Below are 19,063 nucleotides of genomic sequence, written 5' to 3'. Positions count from 1 at the left end.
TCCAATCCTCAAAATGAACTATAACGATATGCGATATTACATGTTCCCTCCCTTGAAACCATACATGCACCAACAGGATTAGTTGGCGTACACTCGCTCCTGAAAAGTGAACAATCCTCAGGCCTCGCAACACCCCTTAATACAGCACCGCAAATACAACCAGTGGGACATTCAATCACATCCCCCAATTCAATATCAAACCTTTCCCTAGCATTAAAATTTGAGAATTCCTCCTTTATCTCATATACAGAATCCGGGACTTCTGGAAACCCCCTCCACTCTCTACTCGTAACATAGAAAACCTCTCTCATAACCTCCTGGGCTTTAAGGTTACCCTCCTCCCTTACAACCCTTCTATACTCATTTTCAACCTTGGCATTTCCATTCTCTATCTGACGAAGTATCATATAAACGGCTAAGAGAACATCAATAGGGTTGAAACCCGCAATAACCTGGGGTATCCCATAATCCCTAGAAAATGGGATATAAGGCCTCGTACCTATTATAGTGGAAACATGTCCAGGTTCTATAAGACCATCCAAATTCACTTCCCCAGATTCTATGAGAAATTTCAAAGCAGGAGGTATGAGACGATGACATGAAAGGACCGAAAAATTTTCTGGCGGATCCGACAAAATCGCGGAAGCTGTTGTGGGCGCTGTTGTCTCAAAACCAGCCGCCATGAAAACAACCTCGCGGTCAAGGTTCTTCGCAATCTCAACAGCATTGTTCACACCATAGACTATTCTGACATCAGCACCTTCAGCCTTTGCATCAGCAAGAGAACCATAAGATCCAGGGACACGGAGCATATCCCCAAAAGTCGTAATGGTAACGCCTTGCCTTGCAAGTTCCACACATTCATCAATCTCCCTCGCAGGAACGCAACATACTGGGCATCCAGGCCCAGCGACAACCTCAACCTCCTCTGGTAAAAGGGATCTTATACCATGTTGCATTATCGTATGTTCATGAGATCCGCAGACATGCATTATCTTAACCGGCCGTGAAATCTTATTAATCTTTGATATTATCCTCCTTGAAAGATCCTTCATAACATCACCAGGATAATCTCTGCTTAAAATCATTATCTCATATAAAGAGCATATATAGTTGATGGACAAAAAAAGAGAAATGGGGAAAATTCGATTATATCTTTCTTGAAACCGCAAATCCAGCGATAATTGACAGCACCCCTAATACCATTAAGGATAATGGCGTTCCTGTTGGCTGCATTGGAACTTCACCAGGCTTTGGTGGCTTTGGTGTTGGCTCTTTAGACACTTCTATCGTCACAGAATCCCTGTTGTTGTCTAAATTTGGATCGTATATGCCACTTGTCACAGTAGCTACATTCGTTATGCTCACATCAGATACCATAACCCTTGCTATGATTTCAAGAGTTGCCACGGCCCCACCTGTAAGATCCCCAATCGTCCAAATACCAGTCACCGGATCGTATGATCCTTGAGTGGCCGTGCTGCTCACATACTGCAGACCCATTGGTAATAAGTCAATTACCCTAGTATTTACTGCCGTGTCCGGTCCAAGGTTCTCCACGGTTACCGTGAACCTAACAGTGTCCAAGTATTTTACAATTGTCTGGTTAGCCATCTTAGTGATTGCAAGATCTGCTTCAGGAGCCACGCCCACAACAACACTTGCAGTGTTGTTCGCAGTATACGGATCATACACATTACCAGTAACAGCAGCAGTGTTAACCAGCGCAGCATTGGTTGTTTCAACCTGCGCAATGATCTCAAGCGTGGTTAAAGCGCCAACTGCTAATGTTCCAAGGTTCCAGGTAATTGTCCTTGTAGCAGGGTTATAAACGCCTGCTGGATCAGAGCTCAAGTAAGTAAGCCCCACTGGCAACAAGTCAGTCACCACAACGTCCGCAGCAGTGTCTGGTCCGATGTTCGTAACGTTCAAAGTAAACTTGACAGTTTCACCGAATCTTGGAGCCGTATTGTTAACAGCCTTCGTTATGCCAAGATCTGCTTCAGGAGCCACGCCCACAACAACACTTGCAGTGTTGTTCGCAGTATACGGATCATACACATTACCAGTAACAGCAGCAGTGTTAACCAGCGCAGCATTGGTTGTTTCAACCTGCGCAATGATCTCAAGCGTGGTTAAAGCGCCAACTGCTAATGTTCCAAGGTTCCAGGTAATTGTCCTTGTAGCAGGGTTATAAACGCCTGCTGGATCAGAGCTCAAGTAAGTAAGCCCCACTGGCAACAAGTCAGTCACCACAACGTCCGCAGCAGTGTCTGGTCCGATGTTCGTAACGTTCAAAGTAAACTTGACAGTTTCACCGAATCTTGGAGCCGTATTGTTAACAGCCTTCGTTATGCCAAGATCTGCTTCAGGAGCCACGCCCACAACAACACTTGCAGTGTTGTTCGCAGTATACGGATCATACACATTACCAGTAACAGCAGCAGTGTTAACCAGCGCAGCATTGGTTGTTTCAACCTGCGCAATGATCTCAAGCGTGGTTAAAGCGCCAACTGCTAATGTTCCAAGGTTCCAGGTAATTGTCCTTGTAGCAGGGTTATAAACGCCTGCTGGATCAGAGCTCAAGTAAGTAAGCCCCACTGGCAACAAGTCAGTCACCACAACGTCCGCAGCAGTGTCTGGTCCGATGTTCGTAACGTTCAAAGTAAACTTGACAGTTTCACCGAATCTTGGAGCCGTATTGTTAACAGCCTTCGTTATGCCAAGATCTGCTTCAGGAGCCACGCCCACAACAACACTTGCAGTGTTGTTCGCAGTATACGGATCATACACATTACCAGTAACAGCAGCAGTGTTAACCAGCGCAGCATTGGTTGTTTCAACCTGCGCAATGATCTCAAGCGTGGTTAAAGCGCCAACTGCTAATGTTCCAAGGTTCCAGGTAATTGTCCTTGTAGCAGGGTTATAAACGCCTGCTGGATCAGAGCTCAAGTAAGTAAGCCCCACTGGCAACAAGTCAGTCACCACAACGTCCGCAGCAGTGTCTGGTCCGATGTTCGTAACGTTCAAAGTAAACTTGACAGTTTCACCGAATCTTGGAGCCGTATTGTTAACAGCCTTCGTTATGCCAAGATCTGCTTCAGGAGCCACGCCCACAACAACACTTGCAGTGTTGTTCGCAGTATACGGATCATACACATTACCAGTAACAGCAGCAGTGTTAACCAGCGCAGCATTGGTTGTTTCAACCTGCGCAATGATCTCAAGCGTGGTTAAAGCGCCAACTGCTAATGTTCCAAGGTTCCAGGTAATTGTCCTTGTAGCAGGGTTATAAACGCCTGCTGGATCAGAGCTCAAGTAAGTAAGCCCCACTGGCAACAAGTCAGTCACCACAACGTCCGCAGCAGTGTCTGGTCCGATGTTCGTAACGTTCAAAGTAAACTTGACAGTTTCACCGAATCTTGGAGCCGTATTGTTAACAGCCTTCGTTATGCCAAGATCTGCTTCAGGAGCCACGCCCACAACAACACTTGCAGTGTTGTTCGCAGTATACGGATCATACACATTACCAGTAACAGCAGCAGTGTTAACCAGCGCAGCATTGGTTGTTTCAACCTGCGCAATGATCTCAAGCGTGGTTAAAGCGCCAACTGCTAATGTTCCAAGGTTCCAGGTAATTGTCCTTGTAGCAGGGTTATAAACGCCTGCTGGATCAGAGCTCAAGTAAGTAAGCCCCACTGGCAACAAGTCAGTCACCACAACGTCCGCAGCAGTGTCTGGTCCGATGTTCGTAACGTTCAAAGTAAACTTGACAGTTTCACCGAATCTTGGAGCCGTATTGTTAACAGCCTTCGTTATGCCAAGATCTGCTTCGGGTGGCACGTTTATTGTTATATTTTCTCCATAGTCGCCGTTGTAGTGGTAGCTTGTACCGCTTTGGTCTGTTATAAGACCGAATAACTGTGTTGTGCCTGTTCCTATAACTTTGAAGTACCATACTGAATTGAAGTTGGTTGCTCCTGGATTGTCAAGGCGCACATTATTACTTGTGCTAGTGCCATAACTTATTGTTACATTTAATGGTTGGAGTATAGTTGGATTGTAATTGATAAGTGGTAGATTAACTATGTTATAAGTTGCTGATGCTGTCTGTGATACTACTGTAACTGTTATTGTATCCCCTACTAGTGGTGTGGTATTATTTGCGGTTATGGAGAGTACATCATTACGGTTTTGTGATACGAGTTTTTGTACGTATAAGCTGCCTGTGATTGTGTCTGATGTTCCTGTGTTTGTCCCGGCGACTGTTACTGTGTAATTTCTTGATGTATCATATGCTGTGCTTGTTCTTGTTATTTCGATTAGGTATAATGCGTCTACTGTTGCACCTGCTGGTATGTCACCAAGGTTTTTTGTCGCGTTTTCGTTTGGTGCAAGGTTTATGTATGGGTTTGTTGTTGTCCATGTGAAGTTGGCTGTTACGTTAGTGGCTGTTGTCAGGGCGTTATTGGTGACTCTTATCTGTACAAGGTATTGGTTTGGGCCCTGGTTTACGTTATTGTGGTCTAGGCCTATTGTGTCCCATGATCCTTTTGTTAGTGTGAGTGTTCCAAGTTGGAAGTTTACTTCGGCTGAGCGTGTTTCATCTAGGTTTATGGTTTGTGTTGGTATTATATGGCCGGGTGCTATTGCCGAAACTATTAGGGTGTTTTCTGTTGAGTAGAATGAGATGTTATATTTTCCGTTTGGGTCTGTGATATTTGATGTTATAGTCGACCCTTGGGGTGTTTTCACGTCTATTGTGGCTCCCTGGAATGGTTCTGTGCTGTTACAGTAGGTTACTGTTCCGCTGATGAATGTATTGGATCCTGTTTGATTGTTTGTTGCATTTACTGTTCCAATGGCTAAGAAAATTAGTAGTAGTGAGATTGTGATTGCTAGTTTTCTAATTATTTTCACCCCCCTTTTACATTTATGAATATTATATTTGTATCAATTTTATTTAAATCTTTTTTAAAAATTATAGAAGGCATGGAAAAAAATTTAAAGGTGATATTTTTTTGATTTGGCGCTTTTAGATGTGTTTAATGTGGAACCGTGGATACTTTCGAATCTTTTTTGATTGGGGAACTAGTGGGATATTTCGGATTTATATGGAATCAGTGATTATACAATCGAAGGCCTTCACCTAAGATGATAGAGATCCAGAAGAAAAGTTTTTTAGATAAAAAATAAGAAGCGTGTTGGGTGGTGTGAAAATTTGGCTTTTTATCCTATAAGGCATTATAGGCTGTGTTTATATATTGTACTTGCTATATGTTCCAGGTTTCTTGATTCGTCGACTATGTGATCATGGGATACAATGTACAAGGGGAGTATGTTATCCTTGTAAAGTTTAATGGTGAAAAGTTGTCGTCCCATGCACATGGTAAACCATGCTAATTCATCTAGTTTTGTTTTGGGGGGTTAAATCTTGGCTTTAAGCATGGCTAATAATATAAGTTTTGGAGACTGCTGTCAAGTTAAATAAATAGGCCATATTTTGGATTTCTTGTAGGTATTACAACTGGAATAACAGTTTTTTGGGTGGATACGCTCCTAGTACTCTGGGTTGATTTAACTATTCGGAGAGCCAGTTTATATTACCATGGGTGCTTCTCCTAGTAGCCATGCCCCCACTATGGGGTTTTAGAGGGGGTTTGCTTAAAATCTTGGTGAGAGTATGTATTATCTGTAGTGTTGGTATTGGAACATCCTTAGGCGCGCGAATAGGGCCGGGGATAATTTTTATGCTGGTCGAAATAAGGCTTTTCTGTGGATAATATGGGAAAATATTGGCTTATATTGGAGAATCTGGGGAAATTTCAGAGGGTTTGGAAGAAGTTTGCAGGATGCTTTTGAAGCTTGGGAACTTTTGTTTATAAGGATGATGGGTGATGAGGTTCATCTTTCAGCTTCGGGTTGTGTGAGCACTGTTTACATTTTTTCGTTATAGTAAGAACCCTGATTATTATATCCCCGCGGAATTGCTCAAGCTCCCATTCAAAGATGATGAATTCCACCTTTTATTATCGGGAAATTTATTGTTCATTTATGAGAAGAACCTTAGCTACAGATTCCATTTAAAATCGGTTCGGGAGATGTTGAGGGTCGCCCAGGAGATAAGAATATATCCAATCTGGAACATACCCAAAAGGAGGAGATCAGTCCACCTTAAACGGTTAATCGATAACCTCACAGGGGGACATAGGAATTTCAATTGAAAAAACGGCCTATATGGTGGGGCTCATGAAATGATGAAAATTAAAAAAATATAATTCATCCAGTGTTGAATTATCACGAGCGACAGATTGCTTATAAAAGTTTAGGGAATATGCAAGGTTTAAACCACAAATTTTGAGAAAGTCATCCAATGAGTGATGAAGACCACGGTTTTTCTTGTTCCAAGTGATGGAGCGGACAATTTTCAAAGGGTAGTTTTGGAATCCCGATGGGAGGTGAACTTGCCTTTATGCTTTTTATAGGGTCTTTGGGATGCTCCTTTCTAATGGTTTGGGGGGAGTTCATTGTGATTTTACCGCTATATGATATATTTTCACTGAGTAGGTGCCAGGTGCCGTGCCAATGGGTACATTAAAGTAGATGTCCACTGGTATAATTGATTCTTCTAGGTTTTCGACCTTCCAATCTTTTTTCACGAGAGCATAGTCTTTCTTGAAAGGTGTTTTTGGTAATCCGGATCCATAATTGGCATATTTAAGGTTTTCTATGGGTATAATTCCTCCAGGCCCTTGAAGATCGCTCTCTGCTTTCACATATAAATTTATAGGGATGTTTGAAAGACTTTTAACCTGGAGTCCTTCTGGTCCTCCGGGCCAATAATATTCTCTTCCTGGTACTGCATAAACATTAAGAGTGAATGGATTACTTTCTGTCCCATTCCAGAATACTACTATTTGAACGCTTTCTGAGACGGTGACTGTGACATCTTGCGTTGCTGACGCACTATAAACAGGAGTTAAGAATAATGGGATTAGCGCTAAACTCATGAGCTTGATTATGGGGATTTGCATTTTTTATCACCCCCCCAAAGATTATAATTTTCTAATTTAGAATTTGGATGCACAAATTAATACAATCTTTCGTGATTATAATCACAAAATTTATTATCTAACTAACAATTAGTATTACAAAAGTTGTGCTTATATCCAATGACTTCTCAATGTTCGGAAAAACCAGTTTACTAAGAAACAGCCGAGGGCATTCACCTAGGAAAAGGTGAGGGTAGCGTTTATACCTTTTTTTTGTTCGTTATACTATCGTATAACGAAAAAATTTGAACCATCAATACGCACATCACTTTCAAAAAAGAGAAAAAAATATCACAGTGCTTCAGAGACTCTTGCCAAGATTGTAAGCCTTCTTCAAATTTTCATCTTTAAAAGAATCATTTCCTGGCATCATACCCCCAAGAATTCCATCTTTGCTTCTTTCACGCCCACACCGATCAACCTATCGTATAACATGATACGACGCATACTTTCAGCAATACCAACCTCTTCAAGATAGTCCAATGTATGGCCTGCCGAACAAATTACAACCGCTTTTTTAACAGCAATTCTAGTCTGTCGTTCTCCATTTTTGTTATAGTAGTAGGCGTATCCATACGTCCAAACCCTGTCAAACCAGCCTTTAAGCTTCGCAGGACAGTCACTCCACCAAACCGGATAAATAAAAGCCAAAACATCCGCCCTGTCAACCTTTTCTTGTTCCCTGATAACGTCTTTAGGTAGTGGCGCATCAGGATCAAGGCCAACTTCACGATAATGTTGCTCAGAATCCATCTTTGATTTAAATCCCATCTTGTAAAGGTCGCCGACTTCATAAGTATGTCCAGCCTCGCGAAGACCTTCTGTGAACGCTCGCAAAACCTCTTTACTAAAAAACATTTTATATTCACTACTCGGATCCGTGCTGATTCTAGCCCTTTTCATACCATTAACCATATACCTAAGATATGGAAGAGAGCCAAAAATAGACTATAAAGCAGAGTATGAGCATGAAATACCCTCAGATGACCCCCCCCCAGCACTGGTAAATGCTATATTCAAACCCAAAGTCTTCAAAGATGTGGGAGAACCCGACATGGACGGGTTTAAAGCCACTATAATGGACCTAATAGACCGGAACTACTTCAAAATAGAAACCAGAAAAGAAGGGAAAGATAAAAAAAATATTTTTAAAAATCAACGAAAACCTAGAGGGCCTAGAAAACTTCGAAATGGATGTGATAAGACTATGAGAAGATTCCAAAAAAATGATATAATACCTAGATGAACTCTCAAAGAAACTATCAGATAAAAATGAAGCCATCCATTTCAAAGACACTTATAGCAGATGGGAAAAATCCATTAAATTCCTAACCAAGAAAAAAAATATTTTCATAGACAAAGGCGCCAAGTACATGAGAATCTTCGGCGTAATAGGGGTTATAATAGGGATAATAGTAGCCTATTCCACAATACGGAATCCATTATCAGCAGCAAGATTTACATTCTTCGCTGCAATACTCCTCGAAGCAGCCTCTATAATATCATCATTACTACAGGAAGATATACCATGGCACTGGACACCCTCAGGGCAGAGAATATATTGAAAAATGGAATAACTTCAAAAGATACCTCGAAGATTTCAGCCTAATAAAAGAACATCCCCCAGAATCCGTTAAGATCTGGAACAAATACCTAGTTTATGCAACAGCCCTAGGAATAGCAGATAATGTTATAAAAGCCATGAAAATCCAAGTACCAAAAGAAGAGCTAGAAACGAATGACATGTACATATTCCATGACTATGGAGGATATGGATTGTTAAGCGGGGCCCTATCCACCGGCATGATCACAGCTGACATTGCAGAATCGGATACGGGTTCAGACATAGGTGATGTTGGAGGTGGAGAGATGGGCGGGGGTGGAGACGCCTTCTAAAAAAATAGGGTAGAGAGTGACCCCCCCAAACGCAATGATATCCATAAAATTTTTTTGCAATCAAACCTTGATACTATGAGGGGGACACTAATTTCTCCAAGTTTTCTGTGCAAGATCATGCCATGCACCTTTGAAGGAAAGGCAAGGAAAGAACAGCTCCAAGTTCTTTTGTAGAAAATCATGCCCCCCTCTCAAAAATTCAAGGCGCCTTTGTTGATACTCTGTCAAGCTCATAGTTTGCAATTGTTATACGTTGTTCCGCCATTAAAGAAAACCTTGATACGCTGACAATATCCTCTGCAAATTGAAGTATCACCTTTTCATCTTCTTTTTTAACTCCGAGATGATTTCCCAAAACAAATAATGGATTCTCCATTTTATCCGTTACTTTCCTCAAGTCTTTCCCATCTTCTCTCATATAATATATTTGATAGGAGCTAGAAAGTTCTCCCAACAATTCCCTGAGACCCTTTTTCGCCGTGAACCCCTGGATTTGTTTCAACCCACTCTTCTCCCGGTTCAAACTTTAAAGCCCTTTTTATAAGCCCCGCAACACTCCTCTCATCAAGCGACATCCCCATAAGCTCATCACTCTGAACTTTCACAACCCTGGGAGGGTTATGCTCCCAAAGGGTTTTAGTAGTAGTCCCAGATTGTGACTTGCCAATTTTCAATGTCAACGGTATACACTCTGATGCAGTATGTTCCAGGCCCGTATGGAATTTCTATTATCTCCCTTTTTCGGTCTGGATATTCTGTGGCTCCCCATTCAAGGGATCTTGTGGCTATGACTTCACCATCTTTTATAATATCTAGTTGTATAGTATTGGGCTGGTATGTTATCATTGGCACTGCTGACATCACAACCTTGAATTTGCTCCCTTCAATTGTAAAGCATTGGTAATCATCACCTGAACCTGTGAATGTCGCTATTTCATGCCATTCAGCACCTTCAACTGTCGATACCTGGGGACTCGAAGACCCGTCCCCCCCATTAATTGAAACCAGAGGCTTTAATTGGGATTCCTCTAATTTTACTAGGACCCCTATCATGAACCCTAAAATTGCAACTAGAACAAAACATGCAACTAAGAGCACTTTTGTCGAGGTCTCCAAGGAAAAACCACACCCCCAAAAAATTTTATTGTAGGAGATTGGCGCCAAAAGCTTGAATAATATCTCTTCTCCGCGCGATCCTCCTGCTGGTAGGGTATTCCACTAAACGGACTTTAAAGGTGTATCTCTTACTTATAATAGGGTGGGTTGCACATATATAACGGTTTCGATAGAAGGTTTGTCTTGTTGTTTCATTAGATTTTTGTTAAGTGGGAATGTGTATAGGGAGTATTAGGCTTCTGGGGAGCATGATGTAGATTAGCAAAAAATTTTGTCATGTACTCAACCCCACTAGATGAAAACTCCACCATTTAAGTAATAATGGCAGGAACCGTGCCTTTTTATCGAAGCTGGCAGTCACCTTTTGTGAAATCAACTCTAAAAGGGAGAAACCATGATGTTACTTGGTTGAATCATCGAAATGCTACAGTACCATCCTTGGGGGCTTATGCTAAATTTTTAGTATAATTCCTCAGATTTATGGGTATTCTCCCTTTAGGTCATCCAAAATTGAAATAATGCCACGTATAAGCCGTGAAGAAACAGAAAGGTTTATATAAAAGTTTTTTTGTTAATAGGTTCCTAGTGGTGTTTAGCATGAAAAAACAACTAATAGGAATTGGAACCATTTTAGTGGTTCTAACACTTATAAATAATGTTTCAGCGACCCAGCTATCATACAATGAAATTTCAGACGCATCAAAGAAAATAGCTGATCAAACACCTAAAACGGGCCAAATACCTGCCCAGGTCACAGTAAACAACAAAAGCATGACATTGGATGATTACTTGTATGCTGCAACAACCACTACAATAAACTTGAACAGTAATCAGAAAAAAAGCGTGAACACTAACAATTATAAACCAGCACCGAACCCCCCCAGCACTACAGCGACAGGAAAGCTCACAAAAACAGCATACCTACAAACAGCACAAAACATCAAAAAATTCATGAAGGCCAATGGAAGATCACCGAATTACGCCACAACAACAATCGGAAAAGTGAACTACCAAAGCCTAATATACGCCTACGCCCGAATAATAAACTTCTACAACAAGAAAGGAAGATTGCCAAATTATGTCACAATAACCAATGTGAAAATGGAAGACCGTCCCATAGGGGAAGGGGCGGCAAATAAAATAGTGAGGCCAGTATATTTAGCAAGTGACATAATAGACGGAAATTCCAAAGACAATAAGAGGTTAGATCAATTAGAGGCGTTACTCACGGCTATGGGCGTTGAAGTAATCGGTAAATTAATAGACTCAGACGCAGAATACCATATATTCCAAACAGTTAAGGGAGATTATTGCCTCGTTAAAATCCAATATAATTGCGCCAGTACAATCTACGGGTATGGTACTGCCTATTTCAAGAAAATAAGGGCGGGCAGGCCATTCATATACGTGAACTGGTCTCCAAAAACAAAACTAGAAGGATTGGCATGGTTACCGCGCGCACACGACGACAATTTTTCACCAGCAACTTTCACAGGAATAGCATACCCCTACATATACCTTACATCAAATGGAATAATAGTAGATGAGTCAAGAGACCTACAACATATAGCAACAACAATATATACCCAATGTCTAAGCACTTAAACCATAATGGAGGAGGGTGACAAGCCAAACCCCCTCCTACTATTTAATTAGCTTTTTTACCACATCTCATTTTTAAGATCTTCGTCTAATTTATTTTGGAATTCATAGGTAGAAAGCCTTTCTCAAATGCTAAAGATTTCATTCAAGCTCAAGGGGGGATGCAAAACTTATATTACACCTTCAATGCACAAAGTGTATTAGGGGATCCTCTATAATCTATAGACCTTGGCTTGGGCTAGATCATCAGATTTTTCTCAAAAGCATCCCTATTAGATCCTCTTAAAGTGATGGTCATCTCATTTTCCAATTTTTTGGGAAAGAAGCATGGATAACAACCTGTGGTGAAATATCATCATAGTCTAGGATCCCCCCGGGTCCTGTGAAAGCTAAATTATTTTATGATAGACTATAAACCATCTAACTGACACAATATACGGGTATGATCCTTCCAAGAATATGAGGAGTACGCCCAGATCCTGTCCATTAGCTAACAAAGATCACTCTCGTGTCGAGACAGGGTTTTTTAAAGATAATGGAAAGTCTTAGAAGATACTCTTACCGGGCTACTATTCCACGCACAAAAATCGACCTTAATTAAACATTAGAGGTGCAAACCTCAGATAAGTTAAGCAATGTAGAGGCATCTGCATCCACCTTAAATTGAACATTAGAGGTGCAAATCCCATGAAAAAAATAATTGATAAAATAAAGAATGTGCTCGACGAAAAGGATTCCTTAAGGGAAGAAGCTTTAAAAATAACAAGGAAAATAATAAGATTATGCAATGAATGCATAAAAGCTCTACATCAAGATGATTCAAGTCTAGCAGCTGAAAAACTGGACAAAACTAGAAAACTGGTCGCGAAATTAAAAGACATGCTCAAAGATCACCCTGACTTATATTATACTGGATATGTTAAAAATGCTCACCAGGAATATGTAGAAGCTCTACTATTTTATAATTATCTGGAAGGAAAAAAATTCCCATCACCCGATGAGATTGGCGTGCCTGAAGCACAATACTTACTCGGTCTAGGCGACCTAATAGGAGAACTTCGAAGATACTTCCTGGAAATGTTAGTCAAAGGCGATTTAAAAAGGGCTGAAGAAATTTGTAAATCAATCAAAGAATTATATGATGAACTATCACTCTTCGAATACCCTAAAGGTTTGGTAAATGTAAGGCACAAGCAAGACAATGCCAGGTACATATTGGAGAGGACCCTCGAAGATTTTATAAGAGCTAAAAGATCTTATAACCCCAAAATTTTTTTAAGAAGTGAATAATCCCTCCATCTTTCAATTGTCAACCCTCCCATGGATTATCCTCAAAATTTGCTGGGGGAGATCCTACTTTGACAAACCAATATCCCCCCCATTTGGGATTCTACAAGTATTTCATGGCACTCCCAGCCCCCTGTATCGCTTAAAACTTGTAATATTTTTTTATCTCCCTCACTAAGTGAAGGAGTCTTGGGGGGTCTTCCAATAAAAAAGTCAAATCTACTCATAATATTCCAGGATTTCTTGGGGTGACCCCTTATAGAACTTTTTAAATCCCCCCAGTGTTAATTCGTGGATTCAACAGCTACTGTGCGGCCCTGTCAAGCTCATAGTTTGCAATTGTTATACATTGTTCGGCCATTAAAGAAAGTTTGGAGATGCTGACGATGTCCTCTGCAAATTGAAGTATCACCTTTTCATCTTCTTTTTTAACCCCAAGATGATCACCTAATACAAAGAGTGGGTTTTTCATCTTACCTGCTAATTTTCTTAAATCTTTCCCATCTTCCCTCATATAATATATCCTATAAAAACTAGAAAGCTCCTCTAATAATCCTATAAGATCCTTTTTTGAAATAAAGACTCCTGAGTTCGTTTCGGTCCACTTTTCCCTTGCTTTGAACTTTAAAGCTTTCCTTATAAGTCCCGCGACACTCCTTTCATCAGGTGACATTCCCCTAAGTTCATCACTCCTAATCTTCACAACCCTAGGAGGGTTAGGATTGCCAAGCAATAAAAGATAAACCTCCATGGACTCTCTTATAGAATGGGACAAGAAAATGGCCTGGGAGATGCAACGACACAAAATATCCATCCGTCCAGCGCCTGGAATATTCTTCAAGCTAAATGGACCAGTAGTAGCTTTATTGCCTATAACAAGAAAACCTCTCATATGATATATTATAATATTATAAGTTAATGTTAGTAAGCATATTCCACACATAATAAGTTGTTGGGATTTTTCATGAAAATTCTCTTCATAGAACCTCCAAAGGATCAATGGTTTCTAATGGGCGAATACCACCCCCCCACTGGGTATATTAGAACTAGCAGCCTACATCAAAGCCAAAAATGAAAACATAAAAGTTTTGGATTGTCAAAGTGAAAAAGTTGACTGGAAAAACACATAGAATCATTCCAACCAGACATGGTCATCCCAGGCACCCCTAGCAACCTGCAACGCCTATCTAGTCCTCAGAACAGTTGAAAACAGCAAAGAAAATCGACCCAGAGATAACAACTGTTGTCGGCGGGCAACATTTCACAGCCACGGCCCATGAGACCCCTCAAATCATGCCCTGAAATTGATTTTATCATCCGCGGAGAAGGTGAAGAAACACTCAATGAACTCGTACATGCAATAGAACAAGATCGGCCGGTTTTCAAAGGTTAAAGGTTTATCATTCAAATACAATGGGAAAATAATACACAACCCCTCCAAGGCCACTGATCAAAAATCTGGACCAACTACCCTTTCCAGGATATCATTTCGTGCATATGAAAAAATATCATTTCAAGATGATGGCTGGTAATGCAAATTATGCTCTTATAGAAGCTTCACGTGTGATCATCAATGCACTTTTTGTTCACAATGGAAGCACTGGAAGGGAAAATGGAGAACCAAATCCCCTAAACGTATAGCTGATGAAATGGAACATCGCTACAATGAATACAGGAGCAGCTTCCTATGGGCTTATCGATGACAATCTAGGTTCGGATGAAAGAATTGAAAGCCTATGCGATGAACCAATAAAAAAGAGGCATGAGGATTTAATGTGGTTTGTCCAAGCCAGATTTACAGGGAGCCCTACTCGGCCTGATAAAAAAATAAACTATTCAAAAGACGCCTGGACCTTCCAAATTTGTCCATGAATGTTATTTTTTTGTCCTGGGAGCGTTCATGCTCCTTCTCGGCACGGAAAAAATAAATGATAGCCTCCTTATCGAAATTTATATTCCAATATTAACACTCAACTGGATCATAACCAGAACATTATCATCCCAAAAAGAAATATGCAAACTTTGCAATCTGAAAAAATGCAACCCCCCCACACACAATAGGAATCTAAAAAAATGGTTTGCTGTCCAAAAATGCGGTAAGAAAAATGAAGAAGATGCAGAATTCCGCTCAAGCTATGGAACACCCCCTCAAAACAACACCCAGAAGAGACACATGTTTCAGCCACCCAGAAGAACGCTACAAAGATGAATACTTCGGCCTACCCACGATGGACTAACTATATACAATCCTATCTCCAAGACACACCCCCCTATATGTGTCCACTACAAAATATATTATAGAAAATAATTATTATAAAATTTACCCAGATTGAAGACTGTAAGTATTATAGTGGGGGGGCCTAAGGATATGAAAGTTAGAGCTCATATATTCATCAGTGGCAGGGTGCAAGGCGTGTTTTTCAGGTATAGAACCCAAGATGTTGCAATGGACCATAATGTAAAAGGTTGGGTGCGCAACCTGCCAGATGGCAGAGTAGAAGCCGTCCTCGAAGGCGAAAAGGATAACGTGGAAAAAGTAATAGAATTCTGCAAAATAGGGCCACCCGGGGCAAAAGTCACCAACATAGAACTAAAATGGGAAAAATACAAAGGAGAATTCAAAAACTTCCAAATACACTACTAAAAAAATAAAAAGGATGTGAGGGGCGTGTAAAGAGCCTAGAATGGTAGGCTTGCGTATGTTCCCAGTATTTTTGCTGTTGCTGTGTTCCAACTTTTTATTATGCCGAGGCTGTTCCTGCTGCTTGTTGCATCCGCGTTATACCATACTCCATTGACATAAATTTGTGCCCAGACATGTCCGTAGGTTCCAGTGGAGAATGTGCAGATTCCATGCATGTAGCGTGCTGGAAGGCCGGCGGCCCTGGCAAGTGCCACGACAAGATGCGCATGGTCACAACAATTACCAGTCCTGTATCGTAGGGTTCCAACAGCACCATACCTCGTATTATAATAGAAACTGTAACTTATATTATCCCTGACCCACTCGAAAACGGCTTTAGCCTTATCCCAATCACTTTTACCGGCTGTCAACTGAGCCGCCAATCTTTGAATACTAGGATCGTTCACCTGACAATTCGCAGTAACCCCAAGATACTGGCTGAGTCCATTGACATCTTTTATAGTAACGTAATTGGGCAGTCTATTGTTGTCACTGTAGAAGGTAAGTATCCGACTCATGGCATAGACAAGGTTGGGGTAGGATACTCTGCCAATACTTGTTGTGGCATAATTCGGAGCCCTTCCATAGACCTTGATGAAATCTAGGATCTTATTTGTCATTTGTATGTACTTTGATTTCGTGATTTGTCCCGTGGCGGAACCTGAAGGATCCAAAGCCTCCTTGACCTCCTTGGGGGTTAATAGGCCCGCCCGATCAGAGTCTACTTGGACTATCACATTCAACATCAATTCAAAGAACTGTGCAACAGTTAAACTCTGATTGGATACTGTAACGTAACTTGGTAATCTCTTGTTAGTCTGAATAAAATCTTTTAACTTTTTGGCTGCTGACAGAACGTCGGAAACGCTAATACCTGAATTGTTAACAGTCCCGTTAGAATTGTCACCGCCTTCCCCTATTCGGCCCGTCTTTGAATTGTCACTAGAAGTGATCGGATTATCACTGAAGGGCATGATATTGTTAAGGTTTTCCAAGTTCACGTAATTGGGTAGTCTGCCGTTAGCTACTTTGAAAGTTATGGCCCTTGCAAATAACCATACTAGAGATTCGAATTTTATCTGTTGATTATTGAATCTTGCGAAGTTCGGTGCCCTTGAATTTGATTCAATGAAATTATAAACTCTCCCTGCTAATTTAATGTAATCTGTTCGAGTTATTGAACCTTTAAGGCTCGTCCCTGTTGACTTGCTTGGTAATTTCACGCTGGTAGGCTCAAGAGTTTTACCTGTAAGGTATGCTGTCATGAGTCGGAGAAATTCCGCAAGGTTTAACTGTTCTCCACTGACTGTAACATAACCTGGTAATCTGTTATTGGCTTTGATGAATTTGTCTAATCGAACTGCTGCATCCTCAATCTCTGTATTATTTACGGTGGATGATCCAGCCGCTGCCTGCAATCCACTGGAACCCTCACATTTGTTATCCGTTTCAAAATTAGTCACTGAAAAATTATCCTTGGTAGTGTAAGATGAATTCACAGCATCTATTGTTTGATTTAAGGCTTCAGGGGCGTTCATTTTTTCTGTGACGTTTTCCTCTGCATGAACGAACCCAATATTTAGTAAGAGTATGCATGCAAAGAGCATGCATACCCCTTTTATTTTGGTCGAAATTTTACCGCCTCCAATGTCACATTAAATCCATGTGACAACCAAAACTAGAATCAAAGCTAATATATAAATATTACGGTTTAAATCCTTGAAAAAGACCATTTCAAAACTTTTCAAATAAAAATAGGCCACGAGAAAACTCTTCATTCTAGCCATTAAAGAAACTCTACCCATAACATCCAAACCGAAAAAACACACCCCAATAGATTATATATCCAATATAAAGGACTTCTTCATTCTTCCCAAAATATCCAAATAGACATAGAAATTCCATAAGCACGAAAAACACTCCATTAAAAAAATTTCAGAAAAACAAAAGCCCGATAATATTACATGACAAGCTTTAATCATGACATGATCCCAAAAAAAGCCGCCCATAACATTCATATGCCTCTTTAACCATTTTTCATTTCAACCCCATTTTGGTCTGATTTTAATGAGAAATGGGACATACTCACTTACGTGCGCCGAGCCAATTTCAACCCCATTTTGGTCTGATTTTAATCTGATTTTAATCCAATAAAGTCTTCAACTCGATCGCACCATTCGTATTTCAACCCCATTTTGGTCTGATTTTAATATATCTCCTTTCAAAAGGTTCGTGGAGATATGATACGGTATTTCAACCCCATTCTGGTCCGATTTTAATAGGCTTGATTTTTTCTTTTTCTAGTTGCTTGTATTTAATGTTTTGTGTCGGCAATCCCTAATAATGCCATTTATCTATAATTAGACGATTGTCAAAGAAACTAAAACCCCACAAAAATAAGTACAAAGAGCACTAAATTGTAATAAAATAAATAGAAGTAAAATGAGAAAGGCCTTAGACGCTTCACAATAGGCGATAATATAAAGATTCCAACAATTAACATTATTTAGGGGATAAACGACGCCAATTGATAAAGGCAAAATAAAGGTTAAACTTTAAAATCCTAAATATAAAAACCATATTATTTCTGATATATTTCTATACTATTTAGTCTGTTTTAAATCAAATCTGGGGTTGTTTCACATATCGACACCTTATCAGCATTTCCATACTATTTAGTCTGTTTTAAATCAGTTCTACATTGGCGGGGACACTATAGAAGATGCCAATTTCCATACTATTTAGTCTGTTTTAAATCCAGGTTGTTGTAGATGCTATAGGTGCAAAAGAAGGATATTTCCATACTATTTAGTCTGTTTTAAATCGCTAACCCCTTCTACTCGCTTGAAATCCTTGAAACGGATTTCCATACTATTTAGTCTGTTTTAAATCACTGAAACGAGATTCTATTATCCGAGATTATGTCGAATTTCCATACTATTTAGTCTGTTTTAAATCGGCCATACTGGGCCGTATCGGGTTGCTGAACGAGGTTATTTCCATACTATTTAGTCTGTTTTAAATCATGAAATCCATATTCGATCGTTTATGCTGGCAGTAGTATTTCCATACTATTTAGTCTGTTTTAAATCGGAAAGATCCTTCGGAGGATGATGTGAGAGAAGCGATATTTCCATACTATTTAGTCTGTTTTAAATCATTTCCACAAAAATCTGCCAAGCCCCAAGCCACGAAAATTTCCATACTATTTAGTCTGTTTTAAATCCCAGATCCGCCATCGAGGCCAATTTGAGAGTACCTTGATTTCCATACTATTTAGTCTGTTTTAAATCTAGAACTTTCGAGGGCAGGAGTGCGTGCGGCTGGCGCCGTATTTCCATACTATTTAGTCTGTTTTAAATCGAACTTTCGAGGGCAGGAGTGCGTGCGGCTGGCGCCGTATTTCCATACTATTTAGTCTGTTTTA

At 40.3% G+C, this 19,063-nt stretch carries 16 protein-coding genes, 2 pseudogenes and 1 CRISPR repeat array (1 of these 19 only partly in view); of the genes and pseudogenes, 10 read left to right on the top strand and 8 right to left on the bottom strand.

Translation table 11 applies throughout. The annotated features are described in order from the left end of the window. Nucleotides 1-8 precede the first annotated feature (8 nt). The 4 genes from hypD to ACZ5XX_RS04220 form a co-directional block, all read right to left on the bottom strand. Entirely contained in the window at nt 9-1,055 is a 1,047-nt protein-coding gene (hypD, locus tag ACZ5XX_RS04235) for a hydrogenase formation protein HypD (RefSeq protein ID WP_464586220.1), read from the bottom strand. A gap of 94 nt (nt 1,056-1,149) precedes the next feature. Beyond that, nucleotides 1,150-4,920 carry a DUF11 domain-containing protein gene (locus tag ACZ5XX_RS04230; RefSeq protein WP_464585976.1) on the bottom strand — a complete coding sequence of 1,257 codons (3,771 nt, stop codon included), beginning with the start codon at nt 4,918-4,920 and terminating at the stop codon, nt 1,150-1,152. A 1,604-nt stretch (nt 4,921-6,524) separates the two neighbouring features. Continuing rightward, nucleotides 6,525-7,034: a hypothetical protein gene (locus ACZ5XX_RS04225; protein ID WP_464585974.1), complete on the bottom strand. Its 510-nt coding sequence runs from the start codon at nt 7,032-7,034 to the stop codon at nt 6,525-6,527. Between the two features lie 387 nt (nt 7,035-7,421). Then, nucleotides 7,422-7,955 (bottom strand): NAD(P)H-dependent oxidoreductase, encoded by a 534-nt coding sequence (locus tag ACZ5XX_RS04220; RefSeq protein ID WP_464585972.1) that lies wholly within the window; start codon nt 7,953-7,955, stop codon nt 7,422-7,424. Between ACZ5XX_RS04220 and ACZ5XX_RS04215 the strand changes: the two genes are divergently transcribed. The 4 genes and pseudogenes from ACZ5XX_RS04215 (at nt 7,933) to ACZ5XX_RS04200 (ending at nt 8,948) form a co-directional block, all read left to right on the top strand. Beyond that, complete coding sequence (locus ACZ5XX_RS04215; protein WP_464585970.1) at nt 7,933-8,298, top strand: DUF2207 family protein; 366 nt, start codon at nt 7,933-7,935, stop codon at nt 8,296-8,298. The two genes, ACZ5XX_RS04220 and ACZ5XX_RS04215, sit on opposite strands and share 23 nt — an antisense overlap. Before the next feature lie 34 nt (nt 8,299-8,332). Further along, nucleotides 8,333-8,617, top strand: coding sequence for a DUF2207 family protein (locus ACZ5XX_RS04210; RefSeq protein ID WP_464586218.1), 285 nt, complete (start codon nt 8,333-8,335; stop codon nt 8,615-8,617). After that, a pseudogene (locus tag ACZ5XX_RS04205) lies at nt 8,574-8,696 on the top strand (DUF2207 family protein); the annotation flags it as partial. The gene ACZ5XX_RS04210 and the pseudogene ACZ5XX_RS04205, both read left to right, overlap by 44 nt. Before the next feature lie 57 nt (nt 8,697-8,753). Then, complete coding sequence (locus ACZ5XX_RS04200) at nt 8,754-8,948, top strand: hypothetical protein (RefSeq protein WP_464585968.1); 195 nt, start codon at nt 8,754-8,756, stop codon at nt 8,946-8,948. 199 nt (nt 8,949-9,147) lie between these two features. On the opposite strand, the pseudogene ACZ5XX_RS04195 reads toward ACZ5XX_RS04200, so the two are convergent. Further along, a pseudogene (locus ACZ5XX_RS04195) lies at nt 9,148-9,523 on the bottom strand (hypothetical protein). 61 nt (nt 9,524-9,584) lie between these two features. After that, nucleotides 9,585-10,064: a hypothetical protein gene (locus tag ACZ5XX_RS04190; protein ID WP_464585966.1), complete on the bottom strand. Its 480-nt coding sequence runs from the start codon at nt 10,062-10,064 to the stop codon at nt 9,585-9,587. A 597-nt stretch (nt 10,065-10,661) separates the two neighbouring features. Between ACZ5XX_RS04190 and ACZ5XX_RS04185 the strand changes: the two genes are divergently transcribed. Then, on the top strand, nt 10,662-11,669 hold the full coding sequence (locus ACZ5XX_RS04185; RefSeq protein WP_464585963.1) for a pseudomurein-binding repeat-containing protein: 1,008 nt from the start codon (nt 10,662-10,664) through the stop codon (nt 11,667-11,669). 684 nt (nt 11,670-12,353) lie between these two features. Next, nucleotides 12,354-12,956, top strand: coding sequence for a translin family protein (locus ACZ5XX_RS04180; protein WP_464585961.1), 603 nt, complete (start codon nt 12,354-12,356; stop codon nt 12,954-12,956). Nucleotides 12,957-13,257: 301 nt separating this feature from the next. Here ACZ5XX_RS04180 and trmY read toward each other — a convergent pair whose 3' ends face one another. Continuing rightward, nucleotides 13,258-13,953: a tRNA (pseudouridine(54)-N(1))-methyltransferase TrmY gene (gene trmY, locus ACZ5XX_RS04175; RefSeq protein ID WP_464585959.1), complete on the bottom strand. Its 696-nt coding sequence runs from the start codon at nt 13,951-13,953 to the stop codon at nt 13,258-13,260. Between the two features lie 497 nt (nt 13,954-14,450). Here trmY and ACZ5XX_RS04170 point away from each other — a divergent pair, with 497 nt between their 5' ends. From ACZ5XX_RS04170 to ACZ5XX_RS04155, 4 genes are all read left to right on the top strand, one after another. Continuing rightward, complete coding sequence (locus tag ACZ5XX_RS04170; RefSeq protein WP_464585957.1) at nt 14,451-14,594, top strand: hypothetical protein; 144 nt, start codon at nt 14,451-14,453, stop codon at nt 14,592-14,594. Nucleotides 14,595-14,597: 3 nt separating this feature from the next. After that, complete coding sequence (locus ACZ5XX_RS04165) at nt 14,598-14,825, top strand: hypothetical protein (protein WP_464585955.1); 228 nt, start codon at nt 14,598-14,600, stop codon at nt 14,823-14,825. Between the two features lie 233 nt (nt 14,826-15,058). Further along, nucleotides 15,059-15,190, top strand: coding sequence for a hypothetical protein (locus ACZ5XX_RS04160; protein ID WP_464585953.1), 132 nt, complete (start codon nt 15,059-15,061; stop codon nt 15,188-15,190). A 131-nt stretch (nt 15,191-15,321) separates the two neighbouring features. Beyond that, nucleotides 15,322-15,597 (top strand): acylphosphatase, encoded by a 276-nt coding sequence (locus tag ACZ5XX_RS04155; protein ID WP_464585950.1) that lies wholly within the window; start codon nt 15,322-15,324, stop codon nt 15,595-15,597. A gap of 35 nt (nt 15,598-15,632) precedes the next feature. On the opposite strand, the gene ACZ5XX_RS04150 is transcribed toward ACZ5XX_RS04155, so the two are convergent. Then, a complete protein-coding gene (locus tag ACZ5XX_RS04150) occupies nt 15,633-17,243 on the bottom strand; it encodes a pseudomurein-binding repeat-containing protein (protein WP_464585948.1) in 1,611 nt (536 codons plus the stop codon). A 987-nt stretch (nt 17,244-18,230) separates the two neighbouring features. Next, nucleotides 18,231-19,063: a CRISPR direct-repeat array (repeat unit 30 nt; unit sequence ATTTCCATACTATTTAGTCTGTTTTAAATC) (it continues 6,041 nt past the right edge of the window).

The sequence above is a fragment of the Methanothermobacter crinale genome (assembly GCF_055397825.1).
Note: the sequence above shows the minus strand (reverse complement) of the source record. Positions and strands in the feature narration are given on the sequence as shown.